Source organism: Campylobacter sp. 19-13652, assembly GCF_019702925.1.
In the GTDB taxonomy this organism is placed as follows: domain Bacteria; phylum Campylobacterota; class Campylobacteria; order Campylobacterales; family Campylobacteraceae; genus Campylobacter_A.
On record NZ_AP024713.1, the window covers coordinates 692,448 to 711,000 of the forward strand.

Genomic DNA, 18,553 nt, shown 5'->3' on the forward strand with positions numbered 1-18,553 from the left:
TTTAAAGCTTTGCTTTAAATGCACTTTTTGCTCTTGTGGCAAGAAGTGCTAGAATTATCATAATAGCTATGGCTACGTAGACAAAATTTGGCACAGGTAGAGGATCTCCAGCTGCGTATGAGTGCATGCCAGATAGGTAGAAATTTACCCCAAAATATGTCATGATAATAGCCCAGTATGCAAACATAGAAAGTGCGGCAAAGGCGTATTGATTATTAAGTCGTGGTACAAAGCGAATATGTAGCACAATGCTATAGACTAAAATTGACACTAGCGCCCAGGTCTCCTTGCTATCCCAGCCCCAGTATCGCCCCCAGCTCTCATTCGCCCACACGCCGCCTAGGAAATTGCCCATAGTAAGCAGGCTTAAGCCTAGTATCATCGCCATTTCGTTTATTCTTGTAGCTTCTGTGATATTGCGCTCTATGTTTGTATTTACGCGATCGCCTTTTATGGCTAGTAGGATAAGCGTAAAGGCTCCGAGCATAGCACAAAGCCCTAAAAATCCGTAGCTAGCTGTTATTACAGATACATGGATGGTTAGCCAGTAGCTTTGAAGCACTGGTACGAGGGTTGTAATCTGTGGATCAAGCCAGCTAAGGTGCGCAACAAATAGCGTAACTCCAGCAAGTATCGCTGTAAGCGAAAGAGCAATAGGGCTTCTGCGAGAAAAAATAAGCCCAGAAAGCGCAAGCGCCCACGCTATATACACAAGCGACTCGTACGCATTAGACCATGGCGCATGTCCTGATATGTACCAGCGCAGTCCAAGTCCAGCTGTATGGGCTAAAAATGCTAATGAATTTATAAAAAGTACTAGCTTTGAGGCTAGATTTAAGCTTAGCTTTGGCGCTAGAATTCGTACAAAAACAAGCACGAGTAAAATAAGCCCAGTGATAAGGTAAATAGGCGTAAGCCTATCAAAAATATCCAAGCGGTTAAAGAGCATTTCTGCGTCTAGCTTTGAAGCGCTAGGCATTACCGCAGCACCGTATTTGCGCTGGTATTCTTTTATTTTTCCTAAGGCATTGTCTGCCTCGCTCCAGCTGCTATCTTTAAAAAGCGCATTATTTATTGCACCAAAATAATCCTTTATAAGCCAGCCCACCTCTGCGCCTTCTTTTGAGCCAAAACTCATCATAGCGCTTGCTGGGGCGTACCATGTGTTATTTTTGTCATCAGGTTTTGGAAAGGCTTTAAAAATCTCCCCTATAAATACCATATAAAGTACGTTTAATCTCTCGTCTACTTTGATGACGTCTTTATCAAAGGTATCCCTTGAGCCAGGGTGCTTACGGTTTGCTGCTTCTACGGCGCGGTTTAGCTTATACTCCATTGCGCCATTTTTCTCTTTTATGAAAAAATCATCAAAGCTAGCGTATTTTGCGCCCTCGCTTATGCCTAGCGCCTCTTTTAGCCTTTTACTCGTACCTACTGCGATAATGGGCTGCTTTTGCCAGTAATCAGGTACGCTCATAAGCGAGATTAGGGCTTGATCTGCATCCATGCCATCTAGGCTATCACTTCTGTGAAATTTGTTTAAAATCTCCCTAGCCACAGTATCTAGAGGCTTCATGCGTCCGTCTGTGCTTTGGATTATTAGCGTGGAGAGCTTTTGGGCGTGTTCTTTGCTTATTACTGGTGTAAAGCTCTTTGCCGGCTCTATTTGCAGTGATTGTGGCGTGCTTGAATTTATCGCATTTATAGAGTTTGCTACATCGTCGGCTTTAAGCATATTTGGGTGTGTTAGGGTACAGGCAGCTATTAAAATAGCGGCTAGTTTTGCGCTTTTTGCCCCCTTTTGTGCGTCTATTAAATTTGAAAGCTTTCTAAAGCGGCTGTTTGGATTTATTACATTTAGCACAAGCCCTAGGCAGAGCAGGAAATATCCTATATATGTAGGCATTTTACCTGGGTCTTTATTAACCGATAGTATCGTTCCTTTTTCGTCTTGGTCGTACGAGCTTTGAAAAAATCTATATCCTTCATAATCTAAAACATTATTCATAAATATCCTATAATCAAATTTATCACCATTTGCGCCTTGTACTTCGACATCGCTGGCATAGCTCATAGGAGACTGCGAGCCTGGGTATCTAGCTAGCTCAAAATCCTTAAGATGCAGGCTAAAAGGTAGCGTTACCTCGCTAGCACCCCAGTTTGCACTAAAAATAATGCCGTCTATTTGCACGTGGGCTGCTCGTCCTATGGCATAAAAAATATCCATCTCTTTGCTTTGATTATCGTATACTAAAGTTGCCTTTATAGCGTCAAACTGTCCGTTAGGCGTGCTTTCAAGCTCTCTTTTTGCGCTTTTTAGTATGGTTTTTGGAGCGAAGTTTATATCATTTACAGTGTAAAGAATTTTGCTTAATTCATGTGGGGTTTTCGCACTTAGAGTCTGCCTTTGGTTTGAGAGCATGTTAAACTCACTTAGCTCCTCACTCGAGCTTATATTAAACTTACCCTCGTTATCCAGGCTAAAAAGTACGTATTTTGGCGTATCAGACACGTTAGCATCAAAGGCAAATGTAACATCATCAACTATTGCTTTTTCGCCTTTTAGCAGATAAACTTCCTCTTTATCGCCGCCTTTTGAAAGCACTAGCTCAATGACCGCCTCTCCATCTTTTGCCTCTTTAAAGGCGTATGAGGCGCGAGGGATAAATTTATCAAACCTAAGCTCAGCTTCGCCCTTTGGCAGGGTTAGCCTTAGATTAAAGTTATTCTTTATCGCATTTGGATTTAGTTTTATGCTCGCGCTTTGTTTTTTGCCTTCTGGTATTAAGGCGTTAAATTTAAGCTCAGTATCTTTTGTGGTTATGATATTTGAGCTTGCGCCCTCTCTTATGTGCATATCGCCCTCAAAGCCCCAGTATCTGGTAATTATGGCGCCCAGCAGTATGACTACAAAGCCAGCGTGAAATAGCAGCGCAGGAAGCTTTTTTGCGCTTATTAGCTTATAAGCAAAGATATTATAAGCCAAATTTATTCCAAGCAGTAGCTGTACCGCTCCAAACCAAGTAGTGCCATACACCAAAGCCCAAGCCGCAGCCGTGGACTCTGAGCTTTCTATGATAGTAGCAGTACCACTTGCTATGGCAAAAATGAGCATCAAAATAAGCGCACTTGCCATACTAAAGAAAGATTTTACGTAATAAAACATCGAATGTACCTTTATTAAAAATGCAAAATTATATATTAAAAATGCAAAATTATACATTAAAAGTAACTGTTACGAATTGTTATATAAAATCTTAATAAAAAGTATGCAATGTAAATTTAATTTAAATATTATATTTTTTAAAGAAAAAATATGCCAAACTTACTAATAAATTTAAAACTTATCAAAAGGCAGGAAATGAAGCAAAATAACTATGACGTAGTCATCGTAGGCGGAGGCATAAGCGGGGCTGCTCTGTTTTACGAACTAGCAAGCTTTAGTGATATTAAGCGGGTGGCTTTGGTTGAAAAATACGAGTGCATTGCGCCTTTAAATACGTGTGGCAGATCAAACTCTCAGACTATTCACTGTGGCGACATAGAGACAAATTACACCTTTGAAAAAGCTGCAAAAGTGCGCGATGTGGCCAAAATGGTGGTAAATTACGCCCTAAAGTACGGATATGAGAATAAATTTATGTTTGCTCATCAAAAAATGGCTTTAGGTGTCGGAGATGCTGAGGTAGAGAAAATTACTGCTAGATATGAGAAATTCCGCGAGCTTTATCCGTATTTGGAGCTTTTTGATAAGGATACCCTGCGCCAAATCGAGCCTAAGATAGTCGAGGGCAAAGACGGCAAAGACCGACCAGAAAATATCGTAGCCATGGGTGTTAGGGATGGGCAGTACACGACTATGGATTATGGCGCAATGAGTGATTCGCTAGTAAAAAATGCAAAAAATATAGGCGGAGATGGTTATGACGTGTTTTTAAACACGCGCATAGATGAGATTAAAAAAGTGGGCGATACGTTTTACCTAAAGGCAGCCGACGGACAGGCGTTTAGCGCTAGTTATGTGGTTGTTGATGCTGGGGCTCACTCTCTGTTTTTAGCGCATAAAATGGGCTACGGCGAGCATTTGGGTGCGCTTCCTATTGCGGGTAGCTTTTATTTTACAAAAAAGCAGCTATTACGAGGCAAGGTGTATATGGTGCAAAATGACAAGTTGCCTTTTGCTGCGCTTCATGGCGACCCAGACATACTAGCTGATGGCAACACTCGCTTTGGGCCAACTGCACTAGCGCTTCCAAAGCTTGAGCGATATAGGGGGCTAGGCAGCTGTGTTGATTTTTTAAAATCTTTAAATTTTGATGGCAAAATCGCGAGTATTCTTGCTGGGCTTTTAAAAGACAGCGACATTAGAAACTATGTCGGTAGGAATTTTGTTTTTGAGATTCCTTATATCAACAAGCGCGAATTTGCTAAAGATGTGCAAAAGATAGTTCCAACTATCACAGCTGCTGATATAACCTATGCTAGCGGCTTTGGCGGAGTGCGTCCGCAGGTGCTAAATAAGCAAACTGGTAGACTTGAGCTAGGTGAGGGCAGGATAGCGACAAATGATGGTATAGCCTTTAACATGACGCCAAGCCCTGGGGCTACGAGCTGTTTTGAGACTGCTCGCATAGATATGGTTGCGCTTTGTGAGTATTTGGGCAAGAAATTTGATGAGGATAAATTTAAAAGCGAGTTAGCTTAAATGTAGGGCTTTTTAATATGTATATAGGCTTTGTGTGTTTGGCTTTATTTACGAAGGTTTGCTGAAGCTAGCTTTTTAAGCGTCCTTAAAAATTTTTTGCTTATAATGCTAAATTAAATAAATTTAAGCAACATAGGAGTTTTATTATGGAATTATCACAAAAAATGGAACTTATAGCAGAGCTTTTAGAGCTTGAGACTAGCGATTTTACTCCGCAAACTTCACTTGATGATTTGGAGGAATGGGATTCTTTGGCGGCTATTTCTTATGTTGTTATAATGGATGAGAAATTTGGTATTGCGGCAAAGCCTGAGGAGATTCAAAACTTTAAAACCATTCAAGATATACTAGATAGTATGAAATAAATGGCAAAAGCTCACATTAAAAATGTAAAAATCTCAGCAGTATGTTGTGCTGTACCAAAAGATAGGCTTAGCTACGAGGATTTTTACGCAAAAATAGACAAAGATACGGTGGATAGATTTGTCAAAGAAGCCGGCGTAAAGCAGAAGTTTTATAGCAAAGATAAAACCACCATAGCCTCTGATTTATGCTGTGCGGCTGCGGAGGAGATATTTAGCAAAAAGGGCATTGATAAATCTAGTATTGATGCGCTTGTTTTGGTTACTCAATCGCCTGATTATCCATCTCCTGCTACCTCAAACACGCTTCAATATAGGCTTGGTTTAAATGAGGACTGTCTAGCATATGATGTAAATTTGGGCTGTTCCGGCTATGTATATGGTCTTTATCTAGCGGCTAGTCATATTAGCTCAGGTGCAGCAAAGCGTGTGTTATTACTCGCTGGAGATACCAATGGTGGCTTTGGTGTGGCAAGTGGGCTAAATGAGCTGCTTTTTGGGGATTGTGGGAGCGCGACTATTATTGAATACACGGACGAGTTAGAGTATGCAGATGGGTTTAGGTTTATCCTTAAAACCATGGGTAGTGGCTTTAAGGCCTTGGGTGCAGTGTCTGGGCTCAGATATGCTTGTGTGGATAATCCAGAGGTAAGACCTGAAATTTATATGGACGGACTTTCTGTATTTAGTTTTAGTATTACAAAAGTACCTGCGCTTTTTAGGGAGTTTTTTGAGAGCTTTGGTGGAGGCGTAGATGATTATGATAGCGTCTTGCTTCATCAAGCAAACAAATCCATAATAGATATGATAAGTAAAAAAATCAAAGCCAAAAACGTCCCCATATGTCTAGATAGATATGCAAATACAGCCTCAGCCACAGTTGCAAATGTAATGTGCGATCATTATGCAAAAACGGTCATGGGGGGGGGTAGCGACGAGAGTTTAAAAATGGTAAAAATAATAATGTCAGGCTTTGGTGTGGGGCTGTCTTTAGCTATTGCGGACACTCATGTAGACACTAAAAATATCCTACCCATCATACACACAAACTTAACGTGGGACGAGGGCAGACAGAAGGTTTTAAACGCAAAATGATAAATTTAAAGGATAAAAATATCCTCCTAATAGGTGCTACTGGTAGAGTTGGTGCTAGTATAGCTCATACCTTAGATGCTTTAGACGCAAATATAACACTAATTGCAAAAGACGAAAAAAGGTTAGATACGCTTTTATCTAGCTTAAATTTAAAATCTAAGCATAAGACTTTGTGTCTTGATATGTGCGATATAGGCTTAGTGGAAGGGCTTATGAAAGATGCTTTAAGTCTTAATGTGGGTAAATTTGATGGACTTGTTTATGCGGCTGGAGTTATTCCTATAATGCCGATTAAAAACACCACTTTTAAACTTTTGCTGGATACGATGAGTGTGAATTTTTTCGCATTTGTGGAGTTTGTGCGCATTTTTAGCAATCGCAAATTCCATAACCTAAACAGTAGCATAGTCGCACTCTCGTCATTTGCAGCCCTTAGTCCTGATAAGGGTCAGATTGCTTATGGTGCTAGCAAGGGTGCTATGGATAGTGCTGTAGTTGCTATGGCAAAGGAGCTTTTTAAAAAGCAAATCAGAGTAAATGCCATACGCCCAGCCATCGTGCGCTCAGACGCTAGGTTAAGCCCTCGTGAAAGCCAGCTAGCCGAGGCAATGGGTGGCACGATAGAGCCAGCTAGCATAGCTGAACAGGTGGCATTTTTGCTTAGTGATTTATCGTCTGGTGTATATGGCAGGTGTTTTGACGTTAGGGGATATTTATCGTGATTAGCTTTCATGGTAAAAAGATACTCGTAACTGGTGCTAGTTCTGGAATAGGGCGTGAGGTTTGCATTAGGCTTAGTGAGCTTGGTGCACAGGTGGTTTTAGTCGCTAGGAGTGAGGAGGGGCTAAAGCAGAGCATTTCTTTAATGAAAGATAGTGCACGCCATAGATATTTTTGTTATGATTTAAGCCAAACGCAAGGCATAGGTGAGCTTGTGGAGGAGGTTGTTAAATTTGACGGAATTAAATTTGACGGCTTTGTACATAGTGCTGGAGTAGCTGGCATATGCCCAGCAAAGGTGCTAAGCCTTGATTTTTTAGATGAGATTTTTAGGATTAATACATTCTCTTATCTTGAAATTTCAAAGCATCTTTGCAAAAAACAGCACTCAAATAACGCTGCTTCTATAGTATATATCTCTACTTTTTTGACAAAATTACCTAAAAAAGCGCAGGTCGCTTACATCGCTTCTAAAGCAGCCGCTCAAAGCGTGCAAAAGGTGCTAAGCCTTGAGTATGCTAAGCGCAAAATCCGATTTAATGCCGTATTGCCAGGTGAGGTACATACAGATATGATAGAGCGTACTAGCCATTTTAGGCAGCTAAAAGGTGAGTATGATAATTTTGTAGGCGAGGAGACTTTTAGGGTTCTTTCTGTAAGTGAAGTTGCAAATATGATACTGTTTTTGTTAAGTGATAGCGCTAGGTTTATAATGGGAGAGAGCTATTTTATCGACGGAGGGGGGGGGTAATTTAGGTAGTTATAAATTTTTATCCTCTAGCTTTTTTGATTAAAGCACTAGGTTTACTTGATAGCTTAAATTTAAAGTGCTATTTATAAAATACACTCTTTTATTTCATACATTTTATCAAATAGTTTGCGCTGTTTGGAGTTTAGAATTTCTAGGGAGTTGTAGCTATAAAGCTTAGTAGTTTGGGTAAATGAGCTATCGTTTTCTTTGTGTGCTACGACTTCGCCCATTTTACCTGTTCGCAGATTTCTTGTCGTGGTGTAAAGAATGTCATAACTAATAAATTTAGCGCCTAGCTTTTCACAGATATAGTGCGTGCAGAATTTATTAACCACCCCACCGCCTTCAAATTTATACACCTCATTTACTAAATAATCCCCTATATAAAACGTATCATCGTTTACTTTTTTAAGGCTTATAACGGCGTAGTCTTTATCGTCCACTGTGATTAAAAACGCAAAAAATAGGTCTTGCTTTTTGAGTAGGTTTAGATAGTTTTCGTGCTGATTTTTTGTGATTATATCTGTATTTAGGGAGGCTTCTCTTACGTATTTTTGATTTCTGTATTCTAAGATTTTGTCATATTTTTCAGGGCTTAGGTGTAAAAAATTCACTATTCTTACGCTTTTTTGTTGCATTTTTTGCCTTTTTTAGTCGATATAATAGCAAATTAAATTTAATGCCAGCCTTTTAGCTGGCATTAAATTTAAATTTTTCTTAGAGCTTCATCTAAGTCGGCTATTAGGTCTTTTGCGTCCTCGATGCCTACGCTTAGGCGGATTAGCCCAGGTGCGATGCCTGCTTTTTCCAGCTCAGCTGCACTTAGCTGCTGGTGAGTGGTGCTTGCTGGGTGGGTTATTATTGATTTGCTATCACCTATATTTACAACAATACTAAAGATTTTTACGTTATCAAGCACAGCTATGGCTGCATCTGCGCTACTAACCTCAAAGCTAAGCAGCCCGCTAGCTCCGCCATTTAGATACTCTTTTGCCCTGTTTTGAAATTTATCTCCATTTAATCCAGGATAGTTTACCGATTTTACCTTTGGATGAGTACTTAAAAACTCAGCTATTTTTAGTGCGTTTTGGCTGTGAGCTTTCATGCGAAGTGGCAGGGTTTCAAGCCCCTGTATAAGCTGAAACGCAGCTTGCGGCTGAAGTGTCGCGCCTATATCTCGTAGCAGTGATAGTCTAATGCGCAGGGTAAATAGATCAAACACCTCGACCAAACTAGCGTACACTAGCCCATGATAGCTCTCATCAGGCTCGTTAAAATGGGCGTATCTAGGATTATTTACAAGTAGGGAGTTTGTCTGCTTTGCGCTTGCTATGATGCCTGCTATGTTTAGTCCCTGACCGCTTATGTATTTGCTAGCTGAATGAACTACTACATTTACACCTAAATTTATTGGATTGCAAAGTATCGGCGTGGCGACGGTATTATCGGCTATTGTGATTATGCCGTGCTTTTTGGCGATTTCTACTATGCCGCTTATATCTGGTATGGCAATTTGTGGATTTGATAGCGTCTCAAAGTAAATAGCCTTTGTCTTTTCATCTATAAGCGCCTCTAATCCATCGCTACTATCTGCGTCAAACACACGCGCTTCTATGCCAAAGCGTTTTATGGTGTGCGTAAGAAGTGTGGTCGCTCCGCCATAAATTTTACGCGCAACGATGATATTATCCCCAGCCTCTGCTAGATTTGCCACGGCGTAAAAAATTGCAGCCTGACCGCTTGAGGTGCTAATAGCGGCAGCTGCACCTTCAAGCGCAGCAACTCTCGCCTCAAAGACATCACAAGTAGGATTTGTTAAGCGCGAATAAATAGGACCTAGCTCACGAAGCGCAAAGCGCGCCGCAGCCGTATCTGCTGAGCCAAAATCAAAAGCCGTGCTTTGATAAATAGGCACTGCCATAGAGCCAAAGCCTGATTTTGAATCATAGCCAGCGTGAGTGGCGAGTGTTGCTTTTTGCATTGTGTCTCCTTTAAATATTATTTAATCTTATTTTACCATATGTTTAGCTTAAAAGTAAATTATAAATAATAAAATAATATAAAAACGATAAAAATTTTCTCAAATTTATATAATCATAAAATCAGGCAAGCTCTGCTATAATCACTCTCTAATAAAGGAGCAAAGTGGACGTAGTAGAGGAAAAAACAAGGCGGGTAAAGTATATAAGAGCGCTTGAGAGAGTGGCAAAGGCTGCAATTTCTGGGCTAAAGCGTGCGGATTTTGACGAGGTGGCTTTTAAAGAGCGGGTGCGTAAAAATATGCAAGTGCTTGATAAAATAGAGCCTGTTTATTTAGATCAGCCTTATACAAAAGCGCTTGAGGCATTTGTAAATGGACTTTTAACACATGCCACAAAAGAGCAGCTTTTAAAAAGCGCAAATGCTCTTGAAAAATTAAAAAATCAAAGAACCTACAAAAAAGATAAACACAAGAACAAATTTAAGGAGGAGAGATGAGGGTTGTTGTATTTGACATGGACGGTACAGTCCTTGATAGCGCTGATGCTATAGCTATAACAGTAAATGAGGCTAGAATGGAGCGAGGTTTAGCGCCTTTAAGTGTTGAGAGAATTATCACAGACGTAAATACTCCAGGTAAAAATTTAGCACTTGAGTTTTATGGCATAGACGAACCAAATGCCAAATTTAAAGATTTGTTTGAGGATAAATTCCGCAAAAATTATGAGCTTTATGCTAGACCTTTTAAGGGCATGGGCGAGTTTTTGTCAAAGCTTAAAAAAGACGGCATGAAAGTAGCCATGGCTAGTAACGCTCCAGCTAGCACGCTTGAGGAGATTTTAAGGCGTGGTGGGATATACGAGCTTTTTGACGTAATAATAGGCGCAAGCGACACTATGCCTCAAAAGCCAGATCCAGCTATGGTGCTTGAGGCGATGAGGCTTACAAACGCAAGCGAGGCTATATTTTTAGGGGATAGCTTAAAAGATGAGGGTGCGGCAAAGGCTGCGAAGGTGCCTTATATGCAGGTTTGTTGGGGATTAGCAGATCCAAGCGCTAGTGCTGAGTATAATGCAAATACGCTTGATGAGGCTTATGGGATTTTGCATAATTTAAAATAAATTTTTGTATAATCACGGCTTTTGGGGGTTAAAATGGATATATTTGACGCTTCTCCTAGGGAAAAATTTTATGACATTATTTTTGCGGCAAATCGTGACATAGTCGAAAATGAACTAGACAAGCTATTTGTTCGCATGATAGCACTTGAGGCGCTTTGTGAGAAGCATGGCGTAAGCGAAGGAGAGATTGCTGGCTTTGTGGCAGAGAATGCTTTTGAGATAGAGCAGGGGCTAAATGATATATATATAGGTATGAGCGGCGATATTTTAAGCCAAAATGAGTAGGCTAAAATATGCGCCTACGCTCTTATTTTGGCTTGAATTTTAAGGCTTTCGGGGCTGAAAAAACTAGGTCTGGTTTGATATTTTTATTTATGGCTAGTCTTTTTAGTAGTGCTTTTGCTTTGGCGCCAAACTTTAGCGCAGAGCATAAATTTGAGCTAAAAAAGGACGAGTGGGGTGTTATTAGGTTTACTGATTTGACTAATCAAAAGGTAGAGGAGTTTAGCTTTCGCTGGACTTTGTATGATTGGACAAATTTAAGCCTTCAGAGCTTTTACAGGCTCTATCCTAGGCAGCATGTCTTAAGCCTACGAATAGGTGGCAGGACGTTTTTGCAGGTGCTTCGTCCACCCACTAAATATCCCCCTAGTGATGAGGTTAAGCTTATGATAAGTTTTACTGGTTTTAGTGCCGGCGTGGCTAGTTTTCACGCTGGAGTTTTAGACGCTGCTGGCAGAATGAGCGCAGAATTTATAGATCCAAAAAGGTAAAAAATGCAAGAGATTAACTCTTTAATATCATCTTTTATAAAAGAGCTTGATTATGAGCCGATTTTACAAATGTATGAGCGTATTAGCACCGGCAAAATGCTGCGTTCTAAGCTCATAATGGCGATAGCTGGCTCTAGCGAAAACGCCATAAATTTATGCGCTATTGTTGAGATGATACACCTTGCTAGCCTTTTGCATGATGATGTTATAGACGAGGCTGACACTAGGCGCGGCACTCCTAGCATAAATGCGCTTTATGGCACAAAAGACGCCGTTATGCTAGGCGATGTGCTTTATTCAAAGGCATTTAGCAAGCTTAGTGGCTTTGCCCCTGAAATTTCAAATAAAATTTCAAATGCCGTGGCTGGACTTAGTGTAGGCGAGCTTATGGATGTGCGTCTTGGTGATGGCTTTAGTGTGGATGTTGAGGCGTATTGGCGCATGATATATTTAAAAACGGCTATTTTAATAGAAGCTAGTGCTTATTCAGCTGCAGTGCTTGCGGGATTTGATGCGGATAAATTTGGTGTGTATGGTAAATCCTTGGGGCTTGCTTTTCAGATTATTGATGATGTGCTTGATATTACGCAAAGCTCGGAGGTTTTAGGTAAGCCTGCGCTTAATGATTTTAGCGAGGGTAAAACTACACTGCCTTATATTTATCTTTATGAGCGTTTGGGAGAAAGTGATAAAGAACGACTAAAAAGCCTTTATAAAAAGAGCCTAAGTTATGATGAGGTTATGTGGCTAAAGAAGGTCATGAGAGAGAGCGGTGCGATAAATGAGTGTGTAAACCGTGCAAAAACTTTAGCCGCCGAGGCTCTTGAGGCTATAAGCGAGTACAAAAATGAAAAACTACAAAGTATCATTAAAAATATGATAGATAGGGAGTTTTAATGCACTATCTAAGCGTGAGTTTCACGCATAAAAATACCACACTAGAAGTCAGAGAGAAGCTTGCCGCAGAGACAGATAGTAAAAAAGAGCAAATTTTAAAGCTCTTAAAAGCGAGTAAAAATATAGATGAGGCGATGATATTAAGCACCTGTAATAGGGTGGAGGTACTAGCCCTTACTGATGATTTGGCTAAGGCAAGCGATCACGCAATGCGCTGCATGGCTGTAAGCAGTGGGGTGTTTGAGGATGAGCTTTTTGAGCGGGCAGACATATATGAGGATAGCGGTGCGATACATCACCTTTTTTCAGTAGCAAGCTCTCTTGATAGTTTAGTTGTTGGCGAAACGCAGATAGTAGGGCAGCTAAAGCAGGCGCATAAATTTGCCTGCTCTATAAAAAGCAGCGGCGATGGCTTAGCGCGTGCGATAGAGGGAGCTACAAAATGCGCTGCTAGAGTGCGAAACGAGACTCAAATTTCAAAAAATCCGATTTCAGTCTCAAGCGTAGCCGTGGCAAAGGCAAAGGAGCTTGTGGGGGATTTGGCTGGTAAAAGCGCAGTTATTGTGGGGGCTGGCGAGATGGGTGAGCTAGCTGCAAAGCACCTAATAGCAAGTGGGGCTAAAGTCATAATCATAAATAGAAGTAGTGAAAAAGCTTTAAAATTAGTCGATGAATTAGGCGAGAATGCGACTTGGGATAGCATACTAAAGCTAAAAGAGTATGTAAACTCTCATGAGCTTATATTTTCCTCCACTTCAGCCCCTCATGTAGTAATCACTGATGAATTGATTGAACCAGCTCCGTTTAAGCGATACTTTTTTGACATAGCGGTGCCTAGGGATATAGCCCTAACTCAAACAGACGATATAAAAGTCTATGCTGTTGATGACCTTGAGGAGATAGTTCGTAAGAACATGACCTTAAGAGAGGAACAAGCTCAGCTAGCTTACTCTATAGTCGCGCAAAGCACTAGCGAGTTTTTTCAGCAGATAAAAAAAAGTGTATCTACGCCCATTATAAAAGCTATACGACAAAGGGCAAAGGAGTGCGCTGATTATGAGCTTAATCTAGCCTTAAAAAAGGGCTACCTAAAGCACTCTGATAAAGATGAGGCTAGACGGCTTATTCATCAGGTGTTTAAGGCGTTTTTGCACTCTCCTACTATGCGGCTAAAAGAGCTAGCCCAGCGAGATGACGCTAGCGATATAGCGGCTGCGACGCAGTATATTTTTGATATAAATTTAGACGAAAAGGAAAGCGAATGAGATTTTCTAAATTCTACGCACCAACTTTTAAAGAGGCGCCAAAAGAGGCGAGCCTGCCTAGTCATATATTTCTCACTCGTGCAGGTTTTATCGAGCAAAATGGCGCTGGGCTTTATAACTTTTTGCCTTTGGGGCAGATGGTGCTTGATAAAATCACTAGCGTAGTCAAAGATGAAATGGACTCTGCGGGCGCACAGCAACTTAGCTTTAGCGTGGTTACAAGTGGCGATTTATGGCGTCAGAGTGGGAGATTTGATGTCTTTGGTAAGGAGCTTTTACGCTTTAAGGATAGAAAAGAAAGCGATTATGTAATAAGCCCCACAAACGAAGAAAGTGCCGTCGCTTGCGTGCGTGGAAAGCTCACTAGCTACAAGCAGCTTCCTATAAATTTATATCAGATTAATACTAAATTTCGTGATGAAGCACGCCCTAGATTTGGGCTTTTAAGAGGGCGTGAGTTTATTATGAAAGACGCATATAGCTTTCATGCTAGCGAGACTGATTTAGACCGTGAGTTTGAGCTAATGCACGAGACTTACTCTCGTATTTTTACTAGGCTTGGGCTTGATTTTAGGGCTGTTGAGGCTGATAGCGGAGCGATAGGTGGCTCTGGGAGTAAGGAATTTATGGTGCTAGCAAATAACGGTGAGGATGACATAATATGCTGTAGCGCTTGCGATTATGCGGCAAATATAGAAGCAGCCAGTCGTGCGCCTAGACTTAGTGATATTGCTGCACCAGAGGCAGAGGCGGCGAAGTTTTACACTCCAGGGACAAATACCATAAAAGATGTGGCTGAGTTTTTCCGAGTTGATGAGTTTTATACGATTAAGGCCGTGATAAAAAAGGCGATTTATGCTGATAGTGAGCGTGTAGTTGTATTTTTTGTGCGAGGGGATGATGAGCTTCAAGATGTCAAAGCTCAAAATGCAGCTGGGGCGCTTGAGCTAGTTGTGGCTGAGGCTGAGGATATAGCAAAGGCTGGGCTAGTGGCAGGATATTGTGGGCCTGTGGGGCTAGCTAGTGGGGTGGAGTTTTTCATTGACCGTGAGCTAGAGGGTGCCACGCAGATGATATGCGGTGCAAATGAAAAGGACTATCACTTTGTTGGTGTTAGTGTGGCTAGCTTTAATGCGGATAGGTTTAAGGATTTAGCCGCTGTTAAAGCGGGCGATAAATGCCCAAAATGCGGCGCACCGCTCGAGGTAAAAAAAGGCATTGAGGTAGGACATATCTTTAAACTAGGACAGAAATACTCAAGCGCTATGAGTGCGACTTTTTTAAATGAAAATGGCAAGGCAGAGGCCTTTTACATGGGTTGTTATGGCATAGGCGTAAGTCGCCTAATGGCTGTAGCTATCGAAGCTAGTCATGATGAGAAGGGTTGCATATGGCAGAGACAGATTTCGCCATTTGACATATCAGTGATACTTTTAAATTTAAAAGATGATGAGGCGGTTAGTTATGCAAACTCTATCTACAGCGAGCTAAAATCCCTTGGTATTAGGGTGCTTTATGATGATAGAGATGAGAGATTTGGTGTGAAAATGAGCGATTATGAGCTTATGGGATTTCCTTATGCGCTGCTTGTGGGTAAGGGGCTAAAAGAGGGCAAAGTCGAGCTTATAAGTAGAAAAGGGTTAACCAAAGAGAGCATTGAGGCAAGTATGGCGTTTGAGATTATAAGGCAGAGGCTATGCGTCTAGGCTGGCTTTGGCTGATTTTAGAGGCGGTTGCGGCTTATTTTTATATGATTAAATTTGGCTTTGGCTCACTTTTATTAGAGTGCATAATAACCGCGATTTTTGGTTTTGTGTTGGCTTTTAGATTTGGGCTTGCTGGACTTTTTAACCGAGTTATGTTTTATGGGGTTAAGGACATTTTTAGCTCACTTGGGTACGGCATAGCTGGGGTATTACTCATAATCCCTGGCTTAATTAGCGATTTTGCAGGTGTTATTATCCTGCTTTTATCACTTATTATAGGGCAGAGCGCACCACAAGATAGGGGCTTTAATCCTCGTAATGGTTTTTACTCGCAAAGCCCTAAAAACCCAGATGATGAGGGCGAGATAATAGACGTTGAAATAATCGAGGAAAGCAGGGGGATAAAATGATAAAAATAGCAACTAGGCAGAGTGTTTTGGCGCTGTGGCAAAGTGAGTTTATAGCGTCAAAACTAGCTGATGAAGGCAAAAGTAGCGAGCTAGTAGGAATGAAAACAAAAGGCGATGTGGTGCTTGATACTCCGCTCGCTAAAATAGGCGGCAAGGGGCTATTTACCAAAGAGCTTGAGGAAAGCATGCTCAGAGGTGAGACAGACATAGCGGTACATAGTCTAAAAGATGTCCCCACTACCTTTCCGCAGGGGCTTGTGCTAGCTGCTGTGTGTGCTAGGACGGATGCTAGAGACGCCATGCTTTCACAGCAATATGCTAGCTTTAGCGAGCTACCATACGGCGCAAAAATTGGTACTACAAGCCTAAGAAGACGCATGCAGCTACTTGCTATGCGCCCTGATTTAGAGATTATTAGCCTGCGTGGAAACGTCCAAACTAGAATAAAAAAGCTAAAAGAGGGTGAATTTGATGCTATTATCCTGGCTATGGCAGGGATTTTGCGACTGGGGTTAAAAGATGAGGTTAAATTTATTCACGCTTTTGATATACAAGAGATGGTGCCAGCTATGGGGCAGGCTGCACTTGGCATAGAGGCTAGGGAGGATATGAGAGAGTGTGTTGAGTTTTTAAACGACCCAGTCTCTGTGGTAGCTACTACTATTGAGCGCGATTTTGTCCATGCTTTAAATGGTGGTTGTCAAGCCCCTATCGGAGTGCATGCTATCCTTGATGGCGAGAGTGTGCTGGTGCGTGCAGTGCTTGGCATGCCCGATGCTAGCGAGATTTTAAGTGATGTTGTTCGCTTTGATGTGGGGGCTTATAAGATAGCTGGAAAGCAGCTAGCGGATAAATTTATAGCCCGTGGTGCGAGAGAGCTTTTAAAAAAAGCTGAGGCGATGGCAGCGGAGATTATCTGATGATAGATGCTGTCTCTTTGCTACGCAAAAATGGGCTGCTTAAGCAGATTGATGAGCGGGTGGATATTGATTTAGAGATAGCTCACACTAGCTACATAGAGGTAAAAAAGTCTGATAGCAAGGCACTTTTATTTACAAATGTAACGGATAAATCGGGGCGCAAGTACCCACCTGTGCTTACAAATTTATACGGCTCAAAGGAGGCTACTAGGCTTATTTTTGGCTGCGAGCCTGATGTTATAGCAGAGCGTATAGAGGCGCTGTTAAAGCCTAAAAAGCCAAAGAATTTTAAACAAAAGCTCGATTTTTTAGCCCATCTTTACTCTATGAAAAACACCCTCGTAAAGCGAGAAAGTGGGCGTGGAGAGTGTCAGGAGAGGGTGCTTCTTGGCGATGAGGCTAGGCTTAGCCTTTTGCCAGCCTTGCGTACGTGGCAAGGCGATGCTGGGCGGTTTATTACCATGGGGCAGGTTTACACTCAAAGTCTTGACGGCGAGCAGGCAAATCTAGGCATGTATCGCTTGCAAATTTATGACGATTTTCGCCTTGGAATGCACTGGCAAATACACAAAGACGGTGCGCATTTTTTCCACGAGTATAAGCGTGCTGGGCGCAAAATGCCAGTCTCTGTGGCAATAGGTGGCGATCCACTTTATATCTGGTGTGGACAAGCCCCGCTTCCAAAGGGTGTGTTTGAGCTTTTGCTTTACGGATTTATTAGAGGTAGGGGTGCACGGCTAGTTAAATCAATCACAAATGAGATTTATATCCCTCATGATGCGGACTTTGTCATAGAGGGTTTTGTTGATACTGATAAATTTGAAATAGAGGGGCCTTTTGGAGACCATACCGGATTTTACACTCCAGCAGAGCCTTTTCCTTTTATGCAAGTAAGCGCAATTACCTCAAAGCGTGAGCCTATATTTTACGCTACTGTGGTGGGCAAGCCTCCGCTTGAGGATAAATTTATGGGATACGCCACAGAGCGGGTGTTTTTACCACTGCTTCGCACTACTGTGCCTGAGCTAATTGATTATAACATGCCTGAAAATGGCGTCTTTCACAACCTAATCCTAGCAAAAATAAACACCCTTTATCCAGCCCATGCAAAGCAGGCTATGCACGCTTTTTGGGGTGTGGGGCAGATGAGCTTTGTCAAGCATGCCATATTTGTACCTAGCGATGCGCCGCGACTTGAGGATTATGATGGTTTTAGCGATTATGTGCTAGATAGATTTGCACCGCATGCGATGCTTATTAGCGAGGGTGTTTGCGACCAGCTAGATCATGCTAGCCCAAACTCCTGCTTTGGAGGAAAGCTCGGCATTGATGCGACTATTGATTTTGCGCCAGTGGCACCAAATTTATTAAGCGATGGTGAACTTTTGGATAAATTTAATACCATCTTGCCAGCATTTAGTGAGCTTTACACCTATAAAAGGCAGAGCAAAAATCCTATCTGTGTGGTTAAATTTGACAAAAGTGTAAGTGCGGCTTTGGTGCTTGAGAGACTCGGTGCTTTAAGGGAGCATTTTAGGATAATTGTCTTACTTGATTCTGATGCTAGGCTTAAAAATCCTTACATGATTATTTGGAGAGTTGTTAATAACATTGACGCTAAACGTGATATTTATATAAATGGCGAACTTGTCTGTGTTGACGCTACGAAAAAGGGCGAAAACGACGGCTATACTAGGGCTTGGCCAAATATGACAGATTGTACTAAAAGTGTGGTAAAAAGTCTAGCGGATAGAGGCATCGTGGGTTATGATGAAGTTCTTTTTGAAAAATTTGAGATATTCGGTTAGGGCTAGGGTTAAAATTTTACACTTTTTGACGATATAGAAA

Annotated in this window: 18 protein-coding genes; 15 read left to right on the top strand and 3 right to left on the bottom strand. The window is 41.6% G+C overall.

Going from position 1 to position 18,553, the window contains the following annotated elements:
* Window position 1 precedes the first annotated feature (1 nt).
* Window positions 2-3,166: a cytochrome c biogenesis protein CcsA gene (gene ccsA / locus LBC_RS03365; RefSeq protein ID WP_221254692.1), complete on the bottom strand. Its 3,165-nt coding sequence runs from the start codon at window positions 3,164-3,166 to the stop codon at window positions 2-4.
* Window positions 3,167-3,361: 195 nt separating this feature from the next.
* Between ccsA and LBC_RS03370 the strand changes: the two genes are divergently transcribed.
* The 5 genes from LBC_RS03370 to LBC_RS03390 all read left to right on the top strand — a co-directional run bounded on the left by LBC_RS03370 (window position 3,362) and on the right by LBC_RS03390 (window position 7,633).
* Window positions 3,362-4,705 carry an FAD-dependent oxidoreductase gene (locus tag LBC_RS03370; RefSeq protein ID WP_221254693.1) on the top strand — a complete coding sequence of 448 codons (1,344 nt, stop codon included), beginning with the start codon at window positions 3,362-3,364 and terminating at the stop codon, window positions 4,703-4,705.
* 146 nt (window positions 4,706-4,851) lie between these two features.
* Complete coding sequence (locus LBC_RS03375; protein ID WP_221254694.1) at window positions 4,852-5,070, top strand: acyl carrier protein; 219 nt, start codon at window positions 4,852-4,854, stop codon at window positions 5,068-5,070.
* A complete protein-coding gene (locus LBC_RS03380; protein ID WP_221254695.1) occupies window positions 5,071-6,162 on the top strand; it encodes a ketoacyl-ACP synthase III in 1,092 nt (363 codons plus the stop codon).
* Complete coding sequence (locus LBC_RS03385) at window positions 6,159-6,884, top strand: SDR family NAD(P)-dependent oxidoreductase (protein WP_221254696.1); 726 nt, start codon at window positions 6,159-6,161, stop codon at window positions 6,882-6,884. The genes LBC_RS03380 and LBC_RS03385 overlap by 4 nt, the downstream gene beginning before the upstream one ends.
* Window positions 6,881-7,633, top strand: a complete 753-nt coding sequence (locus LBC_RS03390) for an SDR family NAD(P)-dependent oxidoreductase (protein ID WP_221254697.1) — start codon at window positions 6,881-6,883, stop codon at window positions 7,631-7,633. Before LBC_RS03385 ends, LBC_RS03390 begins: the two co-directional genes overlap by 4 nt.
* A gap of 83 nt (window positions 7,634-7,716) precedes the next feature.
* Here LBC_RS03390 and LBC_RS03395 read toward each other — a convergent pair whose 3' ends face one another.
* Window positions 7,717-8,271, bottom strand: coding sequence for a hypothetical protein (locus LBC_RS03395; protein ID WP_221254698.1), 555 nt, complete (start codon window positions 8,269-8,271; stop codon window positions 7,717-7,719).
* A 68-nt stretch (window positions 8,272-8,339) separates the two neighbouring features.
* Window positions 8,340-9,614: an O-acetylhomoserine aminocarboxypropyltransferase/cysteine synthase family protein gene (locus LBC_RS03400; protein ID WP_221254699.1), complete on the bottom strand. Its 1,275-nt coding sequence runs from the start codon at window positions 9,612-9,614 to the stop codon at window positions 8,340-8,342.
* Between the two features lie 164 nt (window positions 9,615-9,778).
* On the opposite strand from LBC_RS03400, the gene LBC_RS03405 reads away from it, so the two are divergent.
* The 10 genes from LBC_RS03405 (at window position 9,779) to LBC_RS03450 (ending at window position 18,513) form a co-directional block, all read left to right on the top strand.
* A complete protein-coding gene (locus tag LBC_RS03405) occupies window positions 9,779-10,111 on the top strand; it encodes a hypothetical protein (protein ID WP_221254700.1) in 333 nt (110 codons plus the stop codon).
* Window positions 10,108-10,734 carry an HAD family hydrolase gene (locus tag LBC_RS03410; protein WP_221254701.1) on the top strand — a complete coding sequence of 209 codons (627 nt, stop codon included), beginning with the start codon at window positions 10,108-10,110 and terminating at the stop codon, window positions 10,732-10,734. Before LBC_RS03405 ends, LBC_RS03410 begins: the two co-directional genes overlap by 4 nt.
* A gap of 33 nt (window positions 10,735-10,767) precedes the next feature.
* Window positions 10,768-11,019, top strand: a complete 252-nt coding sequence (locus LBC_RS03415; RefSeq protein WP_221254702.1) for a DUF2018 family protein — start codon at window positions 10,768-10,770, stop codon at window positions 11,017-11,019.
* Window positions 11,020-11,093: 74 nt separating this feature from the next.
* The gene (locus LBC_RS03420) at window positions 11,094-11,507 is read left to right on the top strand and encodes a hypothetical protein (protein ID WP_221254703.1); all 414 of its coding nucleotides are present in this window, start codon (window positions 11,094-11,096) and stop codon (window positions 11,505-11,507) included.
* A gap of 3 nt (window positions 11,508-11,510) precedes the next feature.
* Window positions 11,511-12,404 carry a polyprenyl synthetase family protein gene (locus LBC_RS03425; protein WP_221254704.1) on the top strand — a complete coding sequence of 298 codons (894 nt, stop codon included), beginning with the start codon at window positions 11,511-11,513 and terminating at the stop codon, window positions 12,402-12,404.
* Window positions 12,404-13,669, top strand: coding sequence for a glutamyl-tRNA reductase (gene hemA, locus LBC_RS03430; protein WP_221254705.1), 1,266 nt, complete (start codon window positions 12,404-12,406; stop codon window positions 13,667-13,669). Before LBC_RS03425 ends, hemA begins: the two co-directional genes overlap by 1 nt.
* Window positions 13,666-15,375, top strand: coding sequence for a proline--tRNA ligase (locus LBC_RS03435; protein WP_221254706.1), 1,710 nt, complete (start codon window positions 13,666-13,668; stop codon window positions 15,373-15,375). Before hemA ends, LBC_RS03435 begins: the two co-directional genes overlap by 4 nt.
* Window positions 15,366-15,785, top strand: a complete 420-nt coding sequence (locus LBC_RS03440) for an FxsA family protein (RefSeq protein WP_221254707.1) — start codon at window positions 15,366-15,368, stop codon at window positions 15,783-15,785. The genes LBC_RS03435 and LBC_RS03440 overlap by 10 nt, the downstream gene beginning before the upstream one ends.
* The gene (hemC, locus tag LBC_RS03445; protein ID WP_221254708.1) at window positions 15,782-16,705 is read left to right on the top strand and encodes a hydroxymethylbilane synthase; all 924 of its coding nucleotides are present in this window, start codon (window positions 15,782-15,784) and stop codon (window positions 16,703-16,705) included. The genes LBC_RS03440 and hemC overlap by 4 nt, the downstream gene beginning before the upstream one ends.
* Window positions 16,705-18,513, top strand: a complete 1,809-nt coding sequence (locus LBC_RS03450) for a menaquinone biosynthesis decarboxylase (protein ID WP_260173437.1) — start codon at window positions 16,705-16,707, stop codon at window positions 18,511-18,513. Before hemC ends, LBC_RS03450 begins: the two co-directional genes overlap by 1 nt.
* Window positions 18,514-18,553: the final 40 nt, after the last annotated feature.